The 24,464-nt window shown below is 56.5% G+C and carries 16 protein-coding genes; 8 read left to right on the forward strand and 8 right to left on the reverse strand.

Annotated elements, in window-relative coordinates; translation table 11 throughout:
* Positions 1–295: 295 nt before the first annotated feature.
* The 5 genes from KORM41_RS19510 to KORM41_RS19530 all read left to right on the forward strand — a co-directional run bounded on the left by KORM41_RS19510 (position 296) and on the right by KORM41_RS19530 (position 10,654).
* A complete protein-coding gene (locus KORM41_RS19510; protein WP_068152375.1) occupies positions 296–2,734 on the forward strand; it encodes a glycogen/starch/alpha-glucan phosphorylase in 2,439 nt (812 codons plus the stop codon).
* 16 nt (positions 2,735–2,750) lie between these two features.
* A complete protein-coding gene (gene glgB, locus KORM41_RS19515) occupies positions 2,751–4,961 on the forward strand; it encodes a 1,4-alpha-glucan branching protein GlgB (RefSeq protein WP_068152378.1) in 2,211 nt (736 codons plus the stop codon).
* 116 nt (positions 4,962–5,077) lie between these two features.
* Positions 5,078–5,539 carry a (2Fe-2S)-binding protein gene (locus tag KORM41_RS19520; protein WP_068152380.1) on the forward strand — a complete coding sequence of 154 codons (462 nt, stop codon included), beginning with the start codon at positions 5,078–5,080 and terminating at the stop codon, positions 5,537–5,539.
* A gap of 2 nt (positions 5,540–5,541) precedes the next feature.
* Positions 5,542–7,785, forward strand: a complete 2,244-nt coding sequence (locus KORM41_RS19525) for a xanthine dehydrogenase family protein molybdopterin-binding subunit (protein WP_068152387.1) — start codon at positions 5,542–5,544, stop codon at positions 7,783–7,785.
* Between the two features lie 319 nt (positions 7,786–8,104).
* A complete protein-coding gene (locus tag KORM41_RS19530; RefSeq protein WP_068152389.1) occupies positions 8,105–10,654 on the forward strand; it encodes a TonB-dependent receptor plug domain-containing protein in 2,550 nt (849 codons plus the stop codon).
* A 334-nt stretch (positions 10,655–10,988) separates the two neighbouring features.
* Here the strand turns inward: KORM41_RS19530 and gabT are convergent, their stop codons facing one another.
* From gabT to nhaC, 8 genes are all read right to left on the reverse strand, one after another.
* Positions 10,989–12,272: a 4-aminobutyrate--2-oxoglutarate transaminase gene (gene gabT, locus KORM41_RS19535; protein ID WP_068152391.1), complete on the reverse strand. Its 1,284-nt coding sequence runs from the start codon at positions 12,270–12,272 to the stop codon at positions 10,989–10,991.
* A 1-nt stretch (position 12,273) separates the two neighbouring features.
* The gene (locus tag KORM41_RS19540; RefSeq protein WP_068152393.1) at positions 12,274–13,698 is read right to left on the reverse strand and encodes an NAD-dependent succinate-semialdehyde dehydrogenase; all 1,425 of its coding nucleotides are present in this window, start codon (positions 13,696–13,698) and stop codon (positions 12,274–12,276) included.
* An 84-nt stretch (positions 13,699–13,782) separates the two neighbouring features.
* Positions 13,783–14,616: a helix-turn-helix transcriptional regulator gene (locus KORM41_RS19545; protein WP_068152396.1), complete on the reverse strand. Its 834-nt coding sequence runs from the start codon at positions 14,614–14,616 to the stop codon at positions 13,783–13,785.
* 55 nt (positions 14,617–14,671) lie between these two features.
* A complete protein-coding gene (locus KORM41_RS19550; protein WP_068152398.1) occupies positions 14,672–16,000 on the reverse strand; it encodes an aspartate aminotransferase family protein in 1,329 nt (442 codons plus the stop codon).
* A gap of 66 nt (positions 16,001–16,066) precedes the next feature.
* Positions 16,067–17,338, reverse strand: a complete 1,272-nt coding sequence (locus KORM41_RS19555) for an ArgE/DapE family deacylase (protein WP_068152406.1) — start codon at positions 17,336–17,338, stop codon at positions 16,067–16,069.
* Positions 17,339–17,983 (reverse strand): 3-oxoacid CoA-transferase subunit B, encoded by a 645-nt coding sequence (locus tag KORM41_RS19560; RefSeq protein ID WP_068152407.1) that lies wholly within the window; start codon positions 17,981–17,983, stop codon positions 17,339–17,341.
* Positions 17,973–18,668: a CoA transferase subunit A gene (locus KORM41_RS19565; RefSeq protein ID WP_068152409.1), complete on the reverse strand. Its 696-nt coding sequence runs from the start codon at positions 18,666–18,668 to the stop codon at positions 17,973–17,975. Before KORM41_RS19565 ends, KORM41_RS19560 begins: the two co-directional genes overlap by 11 nt.
* A 24-nt stretch (positions 18,669–18,692) precedes the next feature.
* Positions 18,693–20,132 carry a Na+/H+ antiporter NhaC gene (gene nhaC / locus KORM41_RS19570; RefSeq protein ID WP_068152410.1) on the reverse strand — a complete coding sequence of 480 codons (1,440 nt, stop codon included), beginning with the start codon at positions 20,130–20,132 and terminating at the stop codon, positions 18,693–18,695.
* A gap of 140 nt (positions 20,133–20,272) precedes the next feature.
* Between nhaC and KORM41_RS19575 the strand changes: the two genes are divergently transcribed.
* The 3 genes from KORM41_RS19575 (at position 20,273) to KORM41_RS19585 (ending at position 24,420) form a co-directional block, all read left to right on the forward strand.
* Positions 20,273–21,157: a LysR family transcriptional regulator gene (locus tag KORM41_RS19575; RefSeq protein WP_068152413.1), complete on the forward strand. Its 885-nt coding sequence runs from the start codon at positions 20,273–20,275 to the stop codon at positions 21,155–21,157.
* A 149-nt stretch (positions 21,158–21,306) separates the two neighbouring features.
* Positions 21,307–21,927, forward strand: coding sequence for a TetR/AcrR family transcriptional regulator (locus KORM41_RS19580; RefSeq protein WP_068152416.1), 621 nt, complete (start codon positions 21,307–21,309; stop codon positions 21,925–21,927).
* 108 nt (positions 21,928–22,035) lie between these two features.
* The gene (locus KORM41_RS19585; RefSeq protein ID WP_068152419.1) at positions 22,036–24,420 is read left to right on the forward strand and encodes a TonB-dependent receptor; all 2,385 of its coding nucleotides are present in this window, start codon (positions 22,036–22,038) and stop codon (positions 24,418–24,420) included.
* The last annotated feature ends 44 nt before the right edge of the window (positions 24,421–24,464 follow it).

Genomic DNA, 24,464 nt, shown 5'->3' on the forward strand with positions numbered 1-24,464 from the left:
TACGGTTTGGATGCGAGTGGTGGGGTCAAGGTTGCCTCCCTGTTGAAATGCGGGCATAAATCTATAATCTGGCAAATAATATTGCAATGACAGCGCTATCATTGCATAAATAGTTCAAAGCGTGCAACTGAAACACGCAAAGAAAAACCGATTTGTGCTGAGTGTGCCACACAATGAAAACATCATCGGCAAATAACCAAACTGCAACATATTCGGTTTTCTTTTCTATACATCCGTCGATGGCAACGAAGCCCCCGACCGCCATGACCGATTACCCCAGCAAGGCTAAGATATTATGACAGATACCAAGCTTGAGAAGTTGCCCGAATCTCTCGACCCGAAAAATGTTCCCCTCGGTGAGGCCGTTCTTCGGCACCTTGTTTATTCCGTGGGCAAGGATGCATCGCACGCGGTTCGGCGTGATTGGTGTGCGGCCCTATCGCTTGCGGTGCGGGACCGCATGGTGGACGGCTGGATGGATACCACTCGCCGCATATACAAGGAAAAAGCCAAGCGGGTTTATTATCTGTCGATGGAGTTCATGATCGGGCGGCTTCTTGAAGACGCCATCTCAAATATGGGGCTGACCGCTGAGGCGAAGGGCTTTTTCTCAGAGCATGGTCTTGACCTGCAGGAAATCCTGGAGGCAGAGCCCGACCCTGCGCTTGGGAACGGCGGGCTAGGGCGTCTGGCGGCCTGTTTCCTGGATTCGATGGCCACAGTGGGCGTGGCCGGCATGGGCTACGGTATCCGGTACGAGCACGGCATTTTCCGCCAAAGTTTCCAGGACGGCTGGCAGCTAGAGGAGCCCGAAGACTGGCTGATCTTCGGCAATAACTGGGAATTCCACCGGCCTGAAGTATCCTACCCCATCAGTTTCGGTGGCTCTGTGCAGCAGGACGCGCAGGGCAAAATGGTGTGGACGCCAAGCGAGCGCATCCTGGCCGGTGCTTTCGATACGCCGATCGCAGGCTGGCAGGGCAAGCATGTGAACACGCTTCGGCTGTGGTCTGCCCGCTCGGCTGAAACGCTGAACCTGCATCAGTTCAACCAGGGTGAGTTCATGGCCGCATCGCGCCAGCAGGTGCTGGCGGAATCGATCACTAAAGTGCTTTATCCGGGCGATCATACGGCGGAAGGGCGGGAACTTCGCTTGAAGCAGGAAGTCTTCTTCACGTCCGCCAGCTTGCAGGATCTGCTGCACCGGTTCCTTCTCGATAACAAGGACCTGACGGCGCTGCCGAAGCATGTCGCGATCCAGCTTAATGATACCCACCCGGCGATTGCTGTGCCCGAGCTGGTGCGCTTGCTGGTGGACGAGCACGACATGGAGTTCGTGCAGTCGTTCGAGATCGCGCGCGGTTGCCTGAACTATACCAACCACACGCTTCTGCCTGAAGCGCTTGAAAAATGGCCGCTTGAGCTGATCGAGCGCTGCCTGCCACGCCACCTGCAGATCATCCGCGAGATCGATAATCTGTTCGCAGCCGAAATTCGCGCCAAGTTTGAAGGCAAGGACCCCGCACCGATGCAGGCGATTGACCCGCACCATGGTGGCTGGGTTCGCATGGGGAACCTGGCCTTCATCGGGGCGAAACGGGTGAATGGCGTATCGGCGCTGCATACCGAGCTGATGAAACAGACGGTGTTCAAGGACCTTCACGAAGTGTATCCCGACCGCATCCTGAACCAGACAAACGGCATCACGCCGCGCCGCTGGCTGAAGGAGTGCAACCCCGGCCTTGCGGAGCTGATTACCGAGACAATCGGTGAGGATTGGGTTGGGGACCTGAGCCATATTTCTGAGCTTGTGCCTTATGCCGAAGACAAGGCGTTCCGTGATAAGTTCAAAGCCGTAAAGCTTGAAAACAAGAAGCGGCTGGCGGCCTATATTCAAAGCGAAGTTGGCATCAAGGTGGACCCGACAGCGCTTTTCGATATCCAGATCAAGCGCATCCATGAATACAAGCGCCAGCTGATGAACGCGCTGGAGACGATGGCGCTTTATAACGCCATGAAGGCGGACCCTAAGGCCGGATGGCAGCCACGCGTGAAAATTTTTGCTGGCAAGGCCGCGCCAAGCTATACGCTGGCGAAGCTGATCATCAAGCTGATCAACGACGCGGCCAAGGTGATCAATAATGACCCAGACGTGGACGGCCTTCTGAAGCTCGTGTTCCTGCCGAACTACAACGTGTCGGCCGCGGAAATCCTGATCCCGGGCGCTGACCTGTCGGAACAGATTTCAACGGCGGGCTTTGAGGCCTCAGGCACCGGCAATATGAAATTTGCCCTCAATGGTGCACTGACCGTTGGCACACTTGATGGCGCGAATGTTGAGATCAAAGAGCATGTCGGTGACGACAATATCTTTATCTTTGGTCTGGAGGCAGACGAAGTGGCTGCCCGCCAGCACGGCGGCTGCCAGCCTTGGGTGACAGTGGCGGAAACGCCGCGCCTTCAGGAGGTGGTAACGCAAATCTCAAGCGGTTTCTACTCAAATGGCGATACCGAGCGCTTCAAGGGCATTGTCGACAATGTCCTTGCGCATGATTATTTTCAGGTAACGCCGGACTTCCAGGCCTACTGGGACATCCAGCGTAAGATTGATGGCGAGTTCAAGGACCAGGATACCTGGCAGCGGATGGCGGTGCTGAACACAGCCAACATGGGTTGGTTCTCGGCTGACCGGACAATCCGGGGCTATGCGAACGATATCTGGAAAGCGCTCTAGTGTGCGAGGGGACGGTATGAGTTCACACAGTAACGGGACCTTGGCGGCTGAAGACGTCAGTGCGCTGGAAGCGGGCCGTCATGGCGATCCGTTTGCATGCCTTGGTCGCCATCCTTCGGGCAAAACTACCGTCATTCGCACGATGGCACCTGGGGCAGAGCGCGTGGAAGTATTCACGCCAAAGGGCAGGGCGCCAGTCACAACGCTCAAGAAGATTGGCGACCACGGCCTGTTCGAAGGTACGCTCGCGGCCTCAAAAGCGAAAAGCGGTTACCTTTTGAAAGCCTGGCAGGGCGAGCAAAGCTGGACCTATGACGACCCATACCGCTTTGGCCCTGTGCTGGATGATTTCAACCTGCATCTCCTGTCAGAAGGCAGTCATGAGCGGGCCTATGAATGCCTTGGCGCGCATGTGATGACGTATGAGGGCGCAGATGGCACGCATTTCGCCGTTTGGGCGCCATCGGCCTCTAACGTGAGTGTGGTGGGGGATTTCAACCATTGGAACGCGGCCCAGCACCCCATGCGGTCGCGTGGTGCCAGCGGTATCTGGGAACTTTTTGTGCCGGGCATCGAGGACGGTGCGCACTATAAATTCTGTATCTTCGGGGCAGGCGGCAGGCAATTGCCGCTGAAGTCTGACCCCTTCGCCTTCGGCACCGAATACCGCCCGAACACGGCTTCTGTCGTGCGGGACCTTAAGGGCTATGACTGGACAGACGAAGGCTGGATGAAGGGCCGCGGCGCCCTGCAGGACCGTACCAAGCCGATTTCGGTTTACGAGGTCCATTTGGGGTCATGGCAGCGCACATGGGACGCGGAAAACCCGTTCCTGGACTATCACGAGCTGGCTGAAAAGCTGATCCCTTATGTCAAGGGGCTTGGCTTCACCCATATAGAGCTTTTGCCGGTGACGGAGCATCCATTTGACGGTTCGTGGGGGTACCAGCCCGTGGGGCTTTATTCGCCCACGCGCCGGTTCGGCACACCTGCGGACTTCAAAGCCTTTGTGAACGCCTGCCATGAAGCGGGCATTGGTGTGATCCTTGATTGGGTGCCGGGGCACTTCCCGTCAGATGAGCACGGACTGGCGCATTTTGACGGCACGCACCTTTATGAGCACGCCGACCCGAAGAAGGGCTTTCACCCGGACTGGAATACGCTGATCTTCAATTTTGGCCGCCGGGAGGTGGAGAACTATCTGGTTTCCAACGCCCAGTTCTGGCTGGAGGAATATCATCTGGACGGCCTGCGCGTGGATGCCGTGGCTTCGATGCTTTACCTGGACTATAGCCGCGAGGACGGCGAGTGGATCCCGAACGAGCATGGTGGCAACGAGAACCTGGAGGCGATCCAGTTCCTCAAGCATATGAACGAGCGGGTCTACAGCCTGTCAGACGGCATCATGACAGTGGCGGAAGAATCGACGGCCTGGCCTGGTGTTTCCACCCCCACAAGCGCTGGTGGGCTTGGCTTCGGCTTCAAGTGGAACATGGGCTGGATGAACGATACGCTCGATTACATGAGCAAGGAGCCAGTTCACAGGAAGCATCATCACCACCAGCTAACCTTCGGTATTAATTATGCTTTTTCGGAAAATTATATCTTGCCGCTCAGCCACGATGAAGTGGTGCACGGTAAAGGTTCGCTGATTGGGCGCATGCCGGGGGACCGCTGGCAGAAGTTCGCGAACCTGCGGGCCTACTACGGCTTCATGTGGACGCATCCAGGCAAGAAATTGCTGTTCATGGGGGGCGAATTTGCCCAGGAACGGGAATGGAATGCGGATGCCAGCCTAGACTGGCATCTCTTGGAAAACGCCGACCATAAAAACATCCAGACACTGGTGAGTGACCTGAACCGCCTTTACGCCAGCACACCAGCCCTTCACCGCCGTGACTGCACGGCCGATGGCTTTGAGTGGATAGACGGCGGGGCGGCGGAAGACAATGTAGTCAGCTTCCTGCGCTGGGGCGACCCCGGCGACCCGCCATGCCTTGTGGTGTGCAACTTCTCGCCCGTGCCGCGCCATGGCTACCGCGTTGGTGTGCCTTATGGCGGCCACTGGGCGGAGGTGATGAATACGGATTCCGCCCATTATGGCGGATCCGATGTTGGCAATTATGGTGGTCACGCGGCAGAAGACGTGCCGTGGCATATCAAGCCCTATTCGCTGATGCTGACCTTGCCGCCTCTTGGCACTGTCGTTTTCCGGCACGAAGGCTAGGGGGCAGGGGGTGGCCTCAGCCACCCTTTCTGCGTTGCACTCGCATATAACTTTTGGAGAATGCCGCTTTCTTGGTAAGCTTGCCGCCAAATTGGCAGGAAAGCGGGAGGCCCTTCATGCAGCTTACAGTCAACGGCACGTCCTATGATGTGGATGTGGAAGACGATATGCCCCTTTTGTGGGTGCTTCGCGACGAACTGAACATCAAAGGCGTGAAGTATGGCTGCGGTGTGGCCCAGTGTGGTGCCTGCACTGTGCATATTGACGGTGTTGCCATGCGGTCTTGCCAAGTGCCTGCGGCGGATGCTGTGGGCGTGGAGGTCACAACCATTGAAGGCCTTGGTACGCCAGATGCCTTACATATCGTGCAGGAAGCTTGGATTGAAAAGCAGGTGGCCCAGTGCGGCTATTGCCAATCGGGTCAAGTGATGCAGGCGGCTTCCTTGCTTGCGGAAAACCCGAACCCATCCGATCAGGATATTGATGATGCCATGTCGGGCAACCTGTGCCGCTGCGGCACCTATCCGCGCATCCGCGAGGCCGTCAAGGCCGCGGCTGCCAAGCTGCAGGAGGCTTGAGCATGGGCAAGATCAAAACCTATACCCGCCGTGCTTTCCTCGTGGGATCAGCCGCCGTAATCGGCGGGGTGGCTTTCGGTTTTTATATGGTCAAGAAACCGCATGCGAACCCGCTTCTTAAGAACCTCAAGGACGGTGAGGCGGCGCTAACGCCTTGGGTGAAAATCGACGCAGATGGTGTGACGCTGATCGCGCCCCACGCAGATATCGGGCAGGGTGTTCGCTCCATGCAGGCCATGCTGATTGCTGAAGAACTGGACGTTGATCCGCTGAAGGTGAGGGTAAGCCCCGGGGATCCAGCGCCAGCCTATTATAACACCGCGCTCGCGACAGAGGCAGTACCCTTTATGTCCACGGACGAAAGCTTCGCAGCAGAGACCATGCGCGATGTGATGGGCGGTGTGATCAAGCTGATGGGGGCGCAGGTAACGGGTGGCTCAAGTGCTGTGCCGGACTCATTTGACAAGCTGCGTCTTGCAGGGGCAGTGGCGCGCGAAACGCTGAAGAAAGCCGCTTCAAAACAGGCGGGCGTGCCAATAAGCGCGCTCAAGACCGATGCGGGCACTGTTGTGCTGCCGGATGGCACACGTGTGCCCTATGAAGAGTTGGCGGCAGCCGCGAGCCAAATAGAACCCGTTACGGATGTCAGCCTGCGTGAGCCCGGCGAATGGCGTTACATTGGAAAGCCGCAGCAACGCCTTGATATCGTCGCGAAATCCACCGGTACGCTGACCTACGGCATCGACCTCGAATTTAACGGCATGGTGCACGCGACAGTCAAATTGAACCCGCGCCAGGGTGGTGAGCTTGTCAGCTATGATGCCGCTGCTGCTGAGGGTATGCGGGGCGTGAAGAAAATCATGCGCGTTTCGGGCGGTGTCGCCGTAGTGGCGGACAACACGTGGCGCGCCATTCAGGCGGCGAACGCTATCGACTGTAACTGGGGCCCGGTGAGCTACCCGGCTGAGATGGAAGGCCACTGGGACCTGCTATCGAACAGCTTCACGGAAGAGCATGTGGATAATGTCTGGCGCGAGGAGGGGGACGTAGAAGCAGCGCTTGCGGACGCAGATGTGATTGAGGCCGAATACCGTGCACCCTATGTCGCCCACGCACCGCTTGAGCCGATTTCGGCGACAGTGCTGGTGACAGATGGTGGTGTGGATGTCTGGACGGCGGCTCAGTTGCCGCGCTTCGTGCAGGCCAATGTGGCCCAGATTGTGGGCGTGGAGCCAAGCCAGGTGCGGCTTCACAACCAATATGCGGGCGGCAGCTTTGGCCACCGGCTGGAGGACGAGCATGTCAAGCGCGCGGCTGAGGTTGCCATGGCCATGCGCGGCACGCCGGTGAAGCTGACATACAGCCGCGAAGAAGACTTCGCCCACGATTTCCCGCGCCAAATTTCCATGGGACGGATGCGGGGTGTGGTCAAGGACGGCAGAATAGAGGCCTATGACCTGGGTATCGCCAGCCCGTCTGTTCAGGCGTCCCAACTGCCGCGCCAGAACCAGGTGGCCCCTCCGGGTGCGGATCGGCAGATCGCCGCTGGCGCCTGGAATATCCCATACGACCTGCCGCATTTCCGCATGACAGGCTACCGCACAGATGGCCTGGCGCCTGTCAGCAGTTGGCGGTCAGTAGGGGCATCTACAAACGGATTTTTTGCTGATTGTTTCCTTGATGAGCTGATCCATGCTGCGGGCGCTGATCCGCTGGAGGAGCGCATTCGTCTGTGCGCTGAGCCGCTCGCGCGCGGTGTGCTTGAAGCGGTGGGGGAGATGTCAAGCTGGGGCAGTGACCTGGGCCCAAACCGGGGCAGGGGTGTGGCTTTCGTTGAAAGCTTCGGTGTGCCGGTTGCGGAAGTGGTGGAAGTCACCAACACGGAATATGGCATCAGGATTGACAAGGTCTATGTGGCAGCTGATGTCGGCCGGGTGATCGATCCCGTGAACTTTGACAATCTGGTCAAGGGCGGTGTCGTGTTCGGGCTTGGACACGCCATGAACTGCGAGATCACTTATTCCGACGGTATGGCAGAGCAACAGAATTTCTATGACCATGAAGCCATGCGGCTTCACCAGTGCCCGGAAATCATTGTCCGCGGGCTTGAGAATTCTCCCAAGATCCGGGGCATTGGCGAGCCGCCAGTGCCGCCCGCGGCGCCTGCTCTTGCGAATGCTATCTTTGCAGCGACCGGCAAACGGCTTCGTGAAATGCCGTTCTACAAGCATATCGATTTCGTTTGACATGAGCCATACGCTGGGAGGGCAAAGTCTCGTCCTCCCTTGCCGTGGTTCTTCTTCCTCAGGTCTTGATATTCACAAAGCAAGTTGAGAAAGCCGATACAGTTTTGTTCGCTTGGTTCTGCGCGGCAGTAAGCCTTCGATTTCTTCCGGGGAGGGGCATTTGTATTGAGGCCTTATAGCATCAAAACATATCATGATAAAATATCATTGAATTATGAAAATCGATCATATCTTGTCATGATTTAAGCCCCGCCGTTATATTTCTCTTCCTGAAAGTCCGCAGAAAACAGCGGATGCGCTCAGGTAAGGAGGAAAGCAAGTGACTTGGAATGTGAAGTGGAAGCGCAACCAAAAGGTGGTTTCGCGTGTAATGAATACTGCGTCTGCAGTGGCGCTGATGGCTGGGGTGGCCGCGGGTGCTGCGTACGCGCAGGATAATCAGGAAACAGAAGAAAAAGCGGATCAGTCCGCCTTTCAGTTTGAAGAGATCGTAACGGTCGGTACGCGTTCCCAAGGCCGCTCGGCTCTCAGTTCGCCAGCGCCGATCGATGTGATTTCCGGCAGGGATTTCGAAAGCCAGGCCGACAATGACATCAGCAACCTGCTACGTACGGTCGTGCCGTCCTATAACGTAAGCGCACAGCCTATCAGTGATGCGTCTACCTTCGTGCGACCTGCCAGCCTGCGTGGCTTGGCTGCGGACCACACGCTTGTGCTGCTCAATAACAAGCGTCGTCATCGCTCTGCTGTGATCAACTTCTATACGGCGGGTGAATCCAACGGTGCCCAGGGGCCGGATATTTCTGTATTCCCGACGATCGCCCTGAAGCAGGTTGAGGTGCTGAGGGATGGTGCCGCGGCGCAGTATGGTTCTGACGCGATCGCGGGTGTTATCAACTTCCGCCTCAAGGACGATACAGAGGCGGGGTCCATTGAAGCCAAGGTTGGCAGCACTTATGAAGGCGATGGCGACAATCTTCTGATTTCCGCCAACAAGGGTTTTGAGCTTGGCTCTGACGGCTTCATCAATATCAGCGCATCCTATGGCGAGAGCGACCCGACAGACCGGTCCGTTCAAACCGCAGCGGCGGCTGAAGCCGCATCACTCGGCTTCTCAGATGTGCCAAACCCGGCACAGGTTTGGGGCACGCCGCGCGTTCACTATGACTTTAAGTCTGTCGTCAATATGGGCGTGAACATCAGTGATACCACGCGCTTCTATGCCTTTGGTAACTATGCCAAGAAAAAAGCCACGAACGGCCTATACCACCGTCCTGTGCTTAGCCGTGATGGCGTATACACGTTTGGAGAAAATGCTGCGATTATCGACCTTGACGGTGACGGCGGCGAAACATGTCCGACTGTAGCAGCAAACGATCTCGCTGGTTTGCAAGGCTTGTCGGCCAACTGCTGGTCTCTCTTCAAGGTCTATCCTGGTGGTTTCACACCGTCTCTGACGGGCACCGTGACCGACTATTCCATGGTGGCTGGCGTTGAAGGCGAGTTGGATAACGGCCTGACATATGACATCAGTGCAAGCTATGGCCGCAACAAGACGGGCTTTATTGTAGATTCCTACAATGCATCCTATGGACCTGATTCAGCCACGGAAATGAGTGCCGGCGCTTTCGTGCAAAACGAGACAAACCTGAACGCTGATTTCACCTATCCTGTGGCGATGGACAGCCTTGCGGACGACTTGATGGTTGCCTTTGGGCTGGAATATCGCCGTGAAGAGTTTGAGTCGATCGCGGGCCACCTGCATTCCTATTCTGTGGGCCCTTATGGCGAACTTGGTTTTGGTGGGTCATCGCAAGGCTATGCCGGTGTGAACGCTGCGGCAGCCGGTAGTGCGTCGCGTTCCAACATCGCGGCCTATCTTGATCTTGAAGCACAGGTTACCGACAGCCTGCTGCTGACAGGAGCCGTACGCTGGGAAGATTTCGACGGCTTTGGCTCCACAACCAATACAAAACTGGCTGCCCGTTGGGATGTTACGGATACCGTAGGGCTGCGTGGGTCCTTCTCAACAGGTTTCCGCGCGCCAACGCCGGGCCAGGCGAATGTGCGGAACATCAGCTCGCTTCTGGATGCAGGTAATATCACCCTGAGCGGTATCGTTCCGCCAACTGATCCACTGGCGGTCAGCGTTGGCGGCACCGAGCTTCAGCCGGAAACATCAACCAGCTTCACGGTTGGTACTGTCATGTCCCTGGGTGACATCGACCTTACGGTTGACTATTTCGACATTACGATCGATGACCGTATTTCCCTGTCGCCTTTCTTTGATGTGGATAGTCCGGATTTCGCTAATCTGCGGTACTATTTCAATGACTTCAAAACCAACACAAAAGGTATTGATGTTGTTGCGACCTATTCCGTGGAAATGGGTAATGGCACGACGTCCTTCTCGCTCGCCGGTAACTGGACCAGCACCAAGGTGAAGGAATCCGCAAGCCTAGACCCACTGCGTATCCGCACCATTGAGGACGGCACACCAGCCATCCGCGGCAACTTCACCATCAACCACGTGAACGACAAATGGCGCGCGCTTGTGCGGGCCAACCATTTCGGCTCCTACTACAACGGCCACATTTCCTTCACGGACATGGTGCCTGGCGCAGAAATGACGTTTGACCTGGAGGTTGGCTATAATGTCACCGAAAATGTGGAACTTGTTGTTGGCGCAAGCAATATCTTCAACAACTTCCCGGACGAGGTTCCAGACGAAGGCCTGCCAATGACAACACTTCTTGGTACAGACGCGCTGTTTGACACCAAAAGTGCCTGGGGCGCCAAGTATCCGGAATTCTCCCCTATGGGCATCAATGGCGGGACATATTATGTCCGAGTTCGGTATGCCTTTTAAACAAGGGTAATCTCTGAGGCGGGTTTGAAGGCCATTCCCGTCTCATCCCGTTCCGGCCCTCACCAGAGTTGCGGTGTGGGGGCTGCCTATTTGGAGATATGCCTTGGTGGCGCCTTGTCTTCGTTTTGATCCGGTGTCGCCACAATCTTCCCCACCCCCTTTCGATGGCGGGCATATATCTCCAGATACCGCATGTGTCGGCGGCTTGCCTAAGCTGCCATCCCATTTGTCGCAAAGGGAAGTGCCGGCACATGCTCCCTTTCTTCCAAACAACAAAAACCCCGAACTACCTTGAGGGGCAGTCCGGGGCCAAGTGAGGGAACGCTAAGCTTGCCTATTTGGCAGCCAGGTTCTTGAGGGTAGTTGCGAGGATGTCCAAGCCTTCCTCCAGCACCGCGGTTGGTGCAGTCAGGGCTGGCAGGAAGCGGATCACATTGCCGCGGACACCGCAGCTCAGAAGGATCAGGCCGTTTTCGGCGGCTGCCTTCACAAGCGCGCCGGTCAGGGCCGCATCTGGCTTGTTGGCGTCGCCATCCTCAACCAGTTCCATGGCGATCATGGCGCCAAGATTGCGCACATTGCCGATCACATTCGGCAGTTCTGCCTGCAGTGAGGTCAGCCGTTTGTTGAACAGATCACCAATCTCATTCGCGCGGTCGCACAGGCCGTCTTGTTCGATGATTTCCATCACCTTGAGGCCTGCCACACAGCCAAGCGGGGAACCGCCATAAGTGCCGCCAAGGCCACCGGGTGCAGCCGCATCCATGACATGGGCCTTGCCCACAACGCCGCTGATCGGGAAGCCGCCAGCCATGGCTTTGGCCACAGTCATCAGGTCAGGCTCCACGCCGCTGTACTCAGTCGCGAACAGTTTGCCTGTGCGGGCAAAACCGGTCTGGATTTCGTCACAGATCAGCATGATGCCGTGTTCGTCACAAATGCTGCGCAGGCTTTGCATGAAGGATGGGCTGGCCGCATAGAAGCCGCCTTCGCCTTGCACAGGCTCAAGGATGATGGCCGCCACGCGGGATGGCTCGATATCCGCCTTGAAGAGGGCGTCGAGCGCGTTCAGGCTGTCTGCTTCGGTGATGCCGTGATACTCGATCGGGTAGGGCGCGTGGAACACGTCTGACGGGAACGGCCCGAAGCCGATCTTGTATGGTGCCACCTTGCCCGTAAGCGCCATGCCCATCATGGTGCGGCCATGGAAGCCGCCTTTGAAGGCGATGATGCCGGGGCGGCCAGTCGCTGCGCGCGCGATTTTCACCGCGTTTTCAACGGCTTCCGCGCCAGTTGTCAGGAAAATGGATTTCTTCGGCGTGTCGCCAGGCGCTGCCGCATTCAGCTTTTCCGCAAGCGCGATGTAGCTTTCATACGGGTTTACCTGGTAGCAGCTGTGTGAAAATTTATCGAGCTGGTCCTTGACCGCCTCAACAATACGCGGATCGCTGTGGCCGGTGTTGTTCACGGCGATGCCTGTGGCGAAATCGATATAGCGATTGCCTTCAACGTCCCACAGAACCGCGTTCTTGGCGTGCGAGGTGAAGCGGGCGTGCATGGTGCCAACGCCGCGGGCAACGGCGGCCTCGCGGCGCGCCCAAAGGTCTGCGTTACTCATATTAAAGGCCTCCTAACAGACAGTATTTGATTTCAAGATAGTCATCGATGCCGTAGCGCGACCCTTCGCGCCCCAGCCCGCTTTCCTTGACGCCGCCAAAGGGCGCCACTTCGGTTGAGATGATGCCTTCATTGATGCCCACCATGCCGTACTCCAGCGCTTCCATTACCCGGAACACGCGCCCGAGGTCGCGGGCATAGAAATAAGCGGCAAGGCCGTAAGGCGTGTCGTTGGCCTGTGCAACCACTTCAGCTTCGTCCGTGAAGCGATAAACAGGTGCCACCGGGCCGAAAATCTCGGCCTGGGTGATCGCCATGTCGTGGCGAACGTCCCGAAGCACGGTTGGGGCATAGAAGTTGTCGCCGGCATCGTGGCGCATGCCGCCGGTGACTGCTTTGGCTCCGGCTTCAACCGCGCCCTCAACAAGGCCGGTCACTTTCGTGACAGCAGCCGTATTGATCAGCGGCCCACAGGTAACGCCGTCATGGGCACCGTTACCCACCTTCAGCTTTTCCACAGCTGCGGCGAACTTCTCGACAAAGGCGTCATAAACGCCGTCCTGCACATAGAAGCGGTTCGCGCACACGCAGGTTTGCCCTGCATTGCGGTATTTGCTGACCATGGCACCGGCGACAGCGGCGTCGATATCGGCGTCATCAAATACGATGAAAGGTGCGTTGCCGCCCAGTTCCATCGAGGCTTTCTTGACCGTGCTGGCGCACTGCACCAGAAGCTGTTTGCCAACGGCGGTTGAGCCAGTGAAGGAAAACTTGCGGATGGTTGGGTGTGTGGTCAGGATTTCGCCAACCTTTTGCGGTTTTTCTGACGTCACGACCTGCAGCACATTCGCTGGAATGCCGGCTTCAAGTGCGAGCACTTCAAGCGCGATGGCAGACAGCGGCGTGCTTTCAGCAGGGCGCACAATCGCCGTGCAGCCTGCGGCCATTGCAGGCGCCACCTTGCGGGTGATCATCGCCACCGGGAAGTTCCAGGGCGTGATGGCGCTCACGACACCGATCGCCTGCTTGATCACCATGATCCGCTTGTTGGGCAGCGTTGCGGGCACCATGTCGCCGTATACGCGCTTTGCCTCTTCCGCAAACCACTGGATGAAGCTGGCCCCATAGGCCACTTCGCCGCGTGCTTCCGCCAGCGGCTTGCCGCATTCAGCAGTGATGATCTGTGCCAGGTCTTCCTGGTTCGTCATGATCAGGTCGTACCAGCGCATCAGCGCTGCGGCCCGTTCCTTGGCCAGGGCATCGCGCCATGCGGGCAGGGCGACTTCGGCGCGGTCAATCGCGGCCAGCACGTCTGCCTCATTCATGTCCGTCACGCTGGCGATCACATCGCCCGTGGCTGGGTTTGTCACTTCAAAACTTGTGGCCCCGCTTTCACGCAGCAGGGATTTGTTTTCTATATTCAGCATAGTCACCAGATACTCCCATGGAATTCTGGTGAGTGTCGCGCAAGTCGCGATTTTGGGAAATACCCCCTTGGGGGGATGGGTAGACTAAGGACCCAGGTAAGCCTTGAGCGGGTCCTCGCCGGACGCGGTGTCTGTACCCTCAAGGGCCGCAAGGAACAACGAGAACAGCTCGGCATGGGTGCCGATATCCAGCTTGGCATAAATGCGCTTGCGGTGGACCTTCACGGTTTCCATGGAGATATTCAGGCGGTCGGCGACAGACCGTGCAGGGTGGCCGTGCATCAGCATCTGCATGATTTCAAATTCGCGCGGGGTGAGGATGTCGCGGCCAAAAGCTCCAAGGGCAGACTGCAGTTCAGCATGCAGTCGCTTCCCCTTTTCGGTTTCCTTGTGGCCGCCACTGCAACGCGTGGCCAGTAGGCCGCATACAACGGGCGCGATCATGCGCATGTCTTCCAAGTCCTTTTGGGAAAAACGCGGGGCATCAATTGTGCGGGCGAGCGAAAGGGCAACTACATTGCCGTCTTTCAGGCGAGCCATGAAATTGACTTCGTCATTGAGGCCTGATTGCTGGTACCAGGCTTCGAAATACTCACTTTTGTGGAAGTCTGGCGGCGTGATTTCTTCAAGCCCCAACAGGCCGTCTTCCTTGAGGCTGAGCGCGGCCTGATAGAAGGGGTCCAGGATATAGAAGGCGGCGATATAGTCGTCGAAATTATTTTTGCGCCAGTTGTGGCCGGTGTCGTTATGCAGGAACACGGGGCTGCTGTCCGCCCGGTAGATCATCAGGATGACGCTATTTGACCGGAACAGTCCCTTGAGGTGGGCGACAAGTCCAGACAGCGCCTTATCATCATCGCTTTCGCGCAGAATGTCGCCAAGGCACTCATGCCAAAATGTCAGGGCTTTCCGGTCCATAAGTCGTGCACAGTTCCTCTGGTGATGTGGCATGGGGCGAACCCCATGCGCTAACCTAGAGCTGATTTATCGTTTGTGCGACTGACTTTTCAAGCTTTTCGACCATTTCATCCACTTGGGCTTCAGAAATGATGTAGGGCGGGGCCAGAATCACATGGTCGCCCTTGATGCCGTCGATGGTGCCGCCGTTGGGGTAACACATCAGGCCGTGTGTCATGGCCGTCTTTTGTAGTTTGGCCCAAAGCTGCTTTTCAGGTGGGAAGGGTTCCTTTGTTTCCCGGTCCACGACGAATTCGAGCGCCTGCATCAGGCCACGACCACGAATATCACCTACATGGGCATGCTGCCCGAAGCTTTCTTCAAGCCGGGCACGCAGGTAGGCGCCTTGCTTGGCGACATTGGCGATCAAATCCCGGTCGGCAATCTCCTGCTGCACCGCGAGGCCTGCCGCGCAATTGAGCGGGTGGTTCATATAGGTATGGCCATTCGCGATATAGCCGCGCCCGTCCTTTACGGCATTGATGATCTTTTCCGAGATCAGCAGCGCGCTGATCGGCTGGTATCCACCGCCCAGGCCCTTTGCCATAACCAGAAGGTCAGGCAGCACGCTGTCCTGCTCGCAGGCATGGCGCGTGCCGGTTCGGCCCATGCCGCAGAAGACCTCGTCAAGAATCAGCAGGACGCCATACTGGTCGCAAATTTCCCGGATGCGCTTGAAGTAAACGTCATCTGCGGCCACGCAGCCGTTGGTGGCCCCCACGACGGGCTCTGCGATGAAGGCCGCGACGTTTTCCTGCCCAAGTTCGAGGATCTTTGTTTCAAGCTCGTTGGCGACACGCAGGCTGTATGCTGCGGCTGTTTCGCCTTCGCGCCGCTCGCGGTAGGCATAGTGGGGCGCAATCAGGTGTGTGGGCGCAAACATGGGCGTATAAAGCTGCCGCCGCCCTATGTGCCCGCCAACATTGAGCGTACCCAGGGTCATGCCGTGATAGCTTTGCCTGCGGGCGATCATGATGGTGCGCGAGGGCTCGCCCCGGTCCACATGATATTGCCGCGCGATCTTGAGAGCGCCTTCAACCTGCTCCGATCCGCCGCATCCGAAGGTGGCGTATTTCAGGTCACCGGGTGCGCCTTTCGCCAGTACTGCGGCCAGTTCTTCGGTCGGGTCATTGGTATAGAAAACCGAACTTGCGAAGCACAGCTTTTCGGCCTGTTCCTTGATGGCGCTGATGACGCGCTCATTGCTGTGCCCAAGGCAAGAGACGCCCGCGCCTGAAGACCCATCCAGATATTTGTTGCCGTCAGCGTCAAAAACATAAATGCCTTCACCGCGAACTGCCTTGCGGTAAGTCTCCTTGAGAGAACGATGTGCCACAAAACTCATGCAGCTAACCTTTCAAAAACACGCGTCCCGATTTTCTTTTGGGCGCATTTGCTGAAAACACAGTATTCATGATTTTCCGATTTCACACCAGCGGCTGATAAAGAGCGCATAGGTCTTCAGCGTTTGGCGGATGGACTCGATGTCCACGCATTCATCCACACCGTGGATGCGTTGTGCCACGGGGCCATAACAGGTGCCTGCCGTCTTGTTATAGAAATGGAAGGCGCGAAGGTCGGTAGTGCAGGTGGCATAGAAGCGCTCGGGCTCGGCGTTTGTCAGCGCATGATGGCAGCTGGACAGAAGCTTGATGCCCGGGTCCTTGAGGTCAACCAAGTGCCCTTCCGAACGGAAGCCGTGGAAGCGCAGTTTGGGTTTCTTGCCCGCGAAGGCCGCAAGCTTGTTCGTCGCGCCTTCAATGCAGTCATTGACCATCTGCATGATTTCTGATGCCGCCATGCCCGGAGGGAAGCCAATGCGGGCTTCCATTTCGGCGTAGGAAGGCACACTTGATGCCCAGTTGCCACCGTTGAACTTGCCGATGTTCAGATTGAAGGGATGGTCAAACTCGTCATAGGGCGGCGTGCGGTATTTCTCATTAAGCTCGGCTTCAAGATATTGCAGGAAGGGGATCAGAAGCTGAAGTTTCTGGATCGCATTTTCGCCAGCTGACGTGTCCAGCACGTGCACAGGCGTGCCTTCAATTCCAACCTTGAACCACAACACACCCACTTGTCCCGCGAATATCTGCGGGCCGAATGGTTCCGGGATCAGAACAAAGTCACCATCATAGCCGCGCTCAAGGCAGGCCAGCGCGCCGTTGCCGGTGCATTCTTCCTCAACCACTGCCTGGATGGTCAGAGGAGACTGGATATCAAAGCCTGCGTGGCTGATGGCATGCACGGCATAAATCATTGCCGCCACACCCGACTGCATATCGCCGGAGCCGCGACCATAAAGCCAGCCGTCCTTCTCCCAGGGCTCATTCGGGGGTCGGGACCACATGCTGAACGGCGTTGCGTCCACCACATCCAGATGGCCGTTCAGCACCAGCGTTTTGCCGTCCGCGCCAGGGTTGAGGGGAGAGACCAGATTATATTTCTTGTCATAACCCCATTCAACAGGGGCGAACAGGGGATGCTTGCCAAGGCGCTTGACGTCGATCGGTACGCGCTGAACGGGCAGGTTCAGGTCTTTCATCTGGCGTTCGACAACATCCAGAACGCCTTCTTCCTGGTTCAATACGCCATACTGCTTGACCATATCCTTGGTGAAATCGATGACGCGCGGGAAGATGGTGTCGCAGCTCTCGAGGATTTTCTGTTCGGTTGCTGTGATCATTTAAAATCTCCCAATCTCTTCGCCCAGGATAAGGTCAGCATCTGTGGCCTGAACCACTTGTTCGATTGTCAGTCCGTCTGCGATTTCCTTGAGCAGCAGGCCTTCCCGCGTGACATCCATCACTGCCATATCTGTAATGATGCGGGTCACGCACTTTTCCGCGGTCAGTGGCAGGGTGCATTTCTTCAAAATCTTCGAGTTGCCGTGCTTGTCCTGGTGTGTGCACAAAATCAGGATGTTCCTGGTTTTTTGCGCCAGTTCCATGGCGCCACCGATGCCGGGCGAAAATTTTCCAGGGATTTTCCAGTTGGCCAGGTTGCCTTCCTGGTCCACCTCGAACGCGCCCATCACAGACAGGTCCAGTTTGGACCGGCGGATCATGGCAAACGACACAGCGCTATCGAAAAAGGCGGCGCCGGGACGTGAAGTGATATAGGTGCCGCCCGCATCAATCAGCGACGGGTTAGCGGTTTCGTGCGTGGCTTTGGCGCCCGAGCCCAGAATGCCGTTTTCAGAATGGATCATTACGTCCCGTTCGGGTGGCAGATGGTTCACCAGCATGGTTGGCAGACCAATGCCCAGATTGACGGTCTGGCCATCGCAGATTTCCTGCGCCGCGCGTGTCAAAATGCGATCAAGGCTCATAGCGTCCCTCCATCAGGCCATATTCGTTACCGCTTGTGTCAACCTTCACAACCGACGTGACAAAGGCGGAAGGCGTGTGCACCGTCTCGGGCACGATGGTGCCGGGTGTCACCAGGTTGGGGGTTTCTGCGATTACTACGTCAGCCGCCATAGCCATCAGTGGACAGAAGTTCATGGCCGTTGCCCGGTACTGGAGGTTGCCGAAAAGGTCAGCCTGGTGTGCGTGGATAAGGGCGACATCGGCGTAAAGCGCAGATTCTACCTTCACCTTGCGGCCCTGCCATTCGATCACGTCCTTGGGATTGGTGATTTCGCTATGAAGGCCGATATCGGTCAGGAACCCGAAGCTGCCAGACCCTGCGGTGCGGATTTTTTCCGCCAGGATGCCCTGCGGGAAGAAGGATACCTGCAGGCTGCCATCGTTCATCATTTCGACAATTTTCTTGTTCAGCCCGATGTGGGTGGTGATCAGCTTGTCAACCTGACCGGCTTCGATCAGGCGGCTGATGCCAAGACCTTGTTCGTTGGCGTCATTCTTGACCAGTGTAAGCCCTGTCTGACCCTGCCTTAACAGTTCATCCAGCAGGCTGAAAGGGGTACCGGGAGGGCCGAACCCGCCCACCATGACGGTCGCACCATTCGGTACCTGTGAAATCGCCTCTTCGATAGTTGCTTTCTTGCTCATTCGCGTAAAAACTCCAGGCGGTACTTATTCCGCGGGGACAGAGGAATAGGTTCTTTTGCTCTCGATATCGCCTTCGCGGAACATGCATGTGTTTGTAAGGGCAAACACAATTGTAACCGCAGGCACAATCAAGCCAAAGAAGGTGTAGGGCAGGTAGTCCAGCGTCGCGACGCCAAGTACCGACGTGTAGTAAACTCCGCCGAGCCCCCAAGGCACCAGCGGCGACGTGGCGGTGGCGGAATCCTCGCTGACGCGGGAACAAACCTGGGGCAGCAGTTTTTGCGCCCGATATACCGGCACCAGCATCCGGGCCGGAATGATAAGCGCCATGAACTGGCTGGCAGACAGAAGGTTTACGGCAAAGGATGAAAAGACGTGGGTGACCACCAGCCCGCCGGTGGAATGCACCAGGTGGCGGATTTTGGTCAGGATCACTTCCAGCATGCCGGTTTTTTCCATCACGCCGCCCATCGAAAGCGCAATGAAACCAAGCGACACGGTCCACATCATGTTCTGCAGTCCGCCACCCGACAGGATCTTATCCACTTCCGGGATGCCGACCGAAGATTCAAAGCCAAAGTTCATGAACACAAGCATCTGATCCAGTGTGTATCCCTGCAGGCCGGTAGCCAGTGCCATGCCCACAAGGGAGGCGATGATCATGACTGCGAGCCCGCTCATCTTCCGCATGATCAGCACCACGACCAGCACAGGCGGCAACAGCGTTATGGGATTAAGCGAAAAAGTGCCGGAGATGCCGTCCAGGATGGATTGTACCTTGGTGTCATTCACGATAGCGCTACTGTCGAACATGAGCCCCATTACCAGATAGATGACAAGTGCAATCAAAATGGCGGGCACAGTGGTGTAGATCATGCTCTTGATATGGTCGAACAGCTCCGCCTGCGCTACGGCTGATGCGAGATTGGTGGAGTCGGAAAGCGGCGACATCTTGTCCCCGAAGATAGAGCCGGAAATAACAGCGCCCGCTGTATATTCAGGGGGGATGCCAAGCCCCAGCCCAATGCCCATGAAGCCAACGCCGAAGGTTGCTGCTGTTGTCCAGCTGCTGCCGGTAGACAGTGAGCCGATGGAGCAGATCAGGGCGGCGGAAAACAGGAAATAATCGGGGTTCAGAAGCTTTATGCCGAAATAGATCAGCGCAGGGATGGTGCCGGCGGCTGTCCAGCTTGCGATCAGAAGCCCAACCATCATCAGGATCATCATCGGCAGCATTGCCATGTTGCAGCCATAAAGGATGGCGTTCTGGATTTCGTGCCAGCTGTATCCGCTTGCCATGGCGACAATGGTCGCGAAGGCCGTGACGATGATAAGGGTAACCTGCGTGGAGCCGGTGTTTCCCAGAACAAAAACCTGTACGCCAATGGCAACCAGGAGGAACAGCACAACGCTTACAGCACCAATAATGCCTACGCCTCTGCGGTGATTGTCTTCGGTTTCCATCGGGCCTCCTGAATTATGTATCTGCAGTGGTCGTCACCCCCCCCCGCGGCGACTCTGCCGGATATTGGGCATGAATATACACTTGAAGGGTAGGGTATAACAACATATGATAATTTTACATCATATCATGAGTATCTATTATGCCTGAGCTCAATCTTACGTCTCTCAAGTCTCTGACGATCTTCAAAACCCTGTATGAAACCGGGTCTGCCACCAAGGCCGCGAAAGCGCTTGGAATTACGCAGTCTGGCGTCAGCCGGTCGCTCGCGGTGCTGGAGGAAAATCTGGAGCTTTCGCTTTTCATTCGTGACAAGAACAGGCTGGTCGCCAAGCCTGAAGCAGAGGAGCTTTACAAGGCGATTCTGGGTCTGATGTTCAATCTGGATGAGCTGAAGCATAGCATTTTTGCGCTGAGGGAATTTGGCGTGTCGCGCATTCGCATTGCGTCAATTCCTGGGCTGGGTTTTGGTTTTGTCCCACGGTTGGTTGCCAGCATGCTCAAGGACAACGCCAAGCTGAACGTCTATTTCGATATTATGTCGACGCCTGAGGTGGTGCGCGGCGTGGAGGCCGGGCAATTCGATGTCGGCTTTGTCACCATGCCGATATCGAGCGAACAACTGCAGACCGACCGGATCGCACAGACAGAGGCTGTTTGCGTCATGCCACAAGGACATGCCCTTGCGTCAAAGAAAACGGTTTCTGTGGATGATCTGGCGGGCCAGCACATGATTTTTGCCAACCAGCCCAATATTGCTGCGGACAAGGTGCTGAAGCTGATTGAGGAAAGGCAGATCAGCCTGGCCGCTAAGACAGAGGCGAATATCGCCAGCATTTGCAGCCTGGTGGAAAACGGCGTGGGGCTGAGTGTGATGAACCCTATCACGGCAGCGGATTGTGTGGGGGAAGGTACGGTTATCAAGCCATTCAGCCCTAGTATCAGTTATTCGTTCGGGATGGTTTACCAGAAGCGCTGGCGCGACAATCAGATCATAAAATTGGTGCATGCCAACCTTGCTTCCTGAGAGGTGCGCAGGGCACTGGCGCCCCATGGTCCTGTTGGCAAGGCTGTCCTAATTGATGGTAACCCTATGTCCGTGGGTTGCAAAAATATTTTATGCAGCTATAAAAAAATATGTGAGTTAAGAATTTAAAAGAGGGACTGGAGAAAACCATGGTGGGGCTCAGGGAAAGACAGAAAGCGCAGCGCCGTGCACTTATTGAAAAGGCAGCAGCGGACCTGTTCGTTGAGAAAGGGTTTGCCGATACCACAATAGAAGAAATCGCCGAAAGGGCGATGGTGTCGGCTCCAACTGTCTATAATTACTATGGCACAAAGGGCGACCTGTTGCTGGCGCTGGTGGCGCGCGGCGAAGAAGGAATCGAAGAAGCGCAGGATGACTTCTCCAAGCAGACGGGAGATCATACGCCGTCTGAGTTGGTGGCCAAGGTTATCCATTCCAACGTCAACGATACTTTGTCGGCCTTGTCGCGCGAATTGTGGGGCCATGTGGTTGCGTTCGTGGCAACCGCGCCGGACCCAGAGGTAGCGCCGCGGTATCTTGAAACCATTGCAAGCGGGTTGGGGACAGCCATCGAAAGCGTACTGACCAAATATCAGGAACAGGGGAGACTGCGTGCTGGCGTTGATATGCATCAGCTTGCTTTTCTGCTGACGCGGATGGAACGCATTCATTTCCTTAACTTCGTTTATTTGAAGGAAATGACGGTGGAAGAGCTGCACAAGGCCATTGCGGTGGATGTGGCAATGATTGTGGGTGCTTACGAGATTTGAATAACTTTTAGTCAACTAAAAAAATAGTCATAGATAAAAAGATAGTTGACTATAAAAAATTAGCCTGCCATAAATTTGTCAAATGACATCGAAATGGGAGGAATAGCCATGAAGGCTATGGGTACAGTTTCAACATTCGCTTTGCTTTCAACCACAGCCCTGTCCGCAATTGTTGCTCCGGTGGCAACTGCACAGGATACGGCGGCTGAAGAGCTTAATTTTGAGGAAATCATGGTTACGGCGACCCGTCGTAGCCAGTCGGTTCAGGATATCCCCTACAATATCTCTGCGGTTTCTGGCGCTGCTATTGACGCTGCCAAGGTAATTGATGCCTCTGAACTGCTGCGCAACATTCCTGGCGTGGCCGTCAGCGACAAGGGCGCGCGGAACGCGGGCCAGGTGAACGGCATCCGTATCCGTGGCCTGAGCGTGGATAGCGCCAACCGCTCTGACGTACCTGTAACCAGCGCGCCAACGGTTGCCACCTACATCAACGACACGCCGGTGTTCGGCAACATGATGATGAGCGACCTTGAGCGCGTTGAGGTGCTGCGCGGCCCGCAGGGTACGCTCTATGGTTCCGGCTCGCTTGGGGGCGCGGTTCGCTATATCACGAACAAGCCGGTTTTGGGCGAATTCGAAGGGTCTGTTGGCGGTACGCTGACGACCACAGCAGGCTCCAGTAGCCTAAGCTGGAGCGGCGAAGCCATCGCCAACATCCCGCTTGGTGACACGCTGGCGCTTCGCGTGGTGGGCAGCAAGATCGATGCTGCCGGTATTATCGACTATGTGAATGTCTATGAACTGGATGCGAACGGTGCGCCTGTGGTGCCTGGTGATGTTACTGACACCGATGCGGTCTTCACGTCGGTCAAGGATGCCGACACGGTGGATATCGACTTCTTGCGTGTCAGCGCGCTGTTTGCGCCAAGCGATGCCTTTGATGCAGTGCTTACATACACGCGTCAAAGTGACGAAGTGGGGGCTCGCCGTGGCTCCGCAGAGGGTTTCCTGGACGGTTTTGGTGATGAGTATGGTCGCTATGAAGCCGGGTCTGTGCAACTAGAGCCTTCCCACTCGGATCTCGAACTTGCAAGCCTTGAAATGAACATAGATCTCGGCTTCGCGACCCTCACTTCGTCAACCTCCTACTATGAGCGCGATGGCCGTTCCGTCAGCGAGAACACGGGCTTCTATGCCCAGAAAAACTGGCTGTCGGGCTTCTATTATAACTCGCCGCGTCCTCTGGCGCGGGCTGACCGCGGTTATTCCGACGAAGCCTTTATCCAGGAAGCGCGCCTAGTGTCCCAAAGCGACGGACCGTTCAACTGGGTTGCGGGCATCTATTATCACGATCAGGAACAGACCGCTGACCAGATCTCAACGCTGGCGGGCTACAAGGCCTGGGCGTCCACAGTTTTCGGCTGGATGTCTGATGGCTATGGCTACTCCGACATCGATAATGATTTCGATTTCGACAGTGTAACCAAGATCAAGGAAACCGCTCTCTTTGGTGAAGCCACCTATGATGTTTCAGACAGGCTGAGCCTGACTGCCGGCATCCGCTATTTCGATAGCAAGGTCACGGCTGATGCCACCGTTGACCTGCCTTTCTGGAACTCGCTGTTCCCGGCTGCCGTGATCGAGGGCGAGACATCCGGCAAAAAGGATGCGCTGTTTAAATTCAACATGTCCTATGACGTGAACGACGACACCATGATCTATGCAACGGTGTCGGAAGGCTACCGCCGCGGTGGTGCGACAGCTGTTCCGCTCACGGGCAACTTCGCCGAAGATCCAAGATGGCTCTCCTACGGGTCTGACACGACCCGTAACTATGAGATTGGTATCAAGGGTGCGACCAATGATATCCGCTATACAGTCAGCGGCTTCTATGTGGATTGGTCCAACCCGCAGATCAACACTGCGACCAGTAACTGGGGCTTCTTCACTGTTGCAAACGGCGACAGCGCCCGCTCGATCGGGATTGAAGCCGAAGTTGAAGGCTATATCGGCAACGCGCTGCACTATAACCTTGGATACGCCTTCTCTGATGCCAAGCTGACGAGCGACTTCCTGTCGCCGACCGGCAGCCTGATTGCCGAAGATGGCAACCGTCTCACCGGCGTGCCCAAGCATATGCTGAACATCGCGTTTGATTACACCACAGATATCACCAGTGATATTGTGATGGTGGCACGGGTGAATGGCTATGTTCAAAGCAACAGCCAGAACTATATCAACAATGATAGTGAAACCCTGGGCGCAACGCTTGATGGCTTCTCCATCTGGGGCGCGGGCCTGACCTTCACCAAGGGTGATGTTGATGTGACGCTGTTCGCCAAGAACATCTTCAACAACCGCGGCGTTACCGCGGTGTATGGCGAAGCCTACATGGGTACAGACGCAAGCCAGAACTATCTGGGGAGTGGCGCCAAGAGCGAGATCACGCTGCCACGCACCTTCGGCCTTGCGGTCAGATACAACTTCTAAAGCCTCAAGTGGGAAGGGGCTTCCCTTCCCACCCTCAATTGCCG

Source organism: Kordiimonas lipolytica (genome assembly GCF_001550065.1).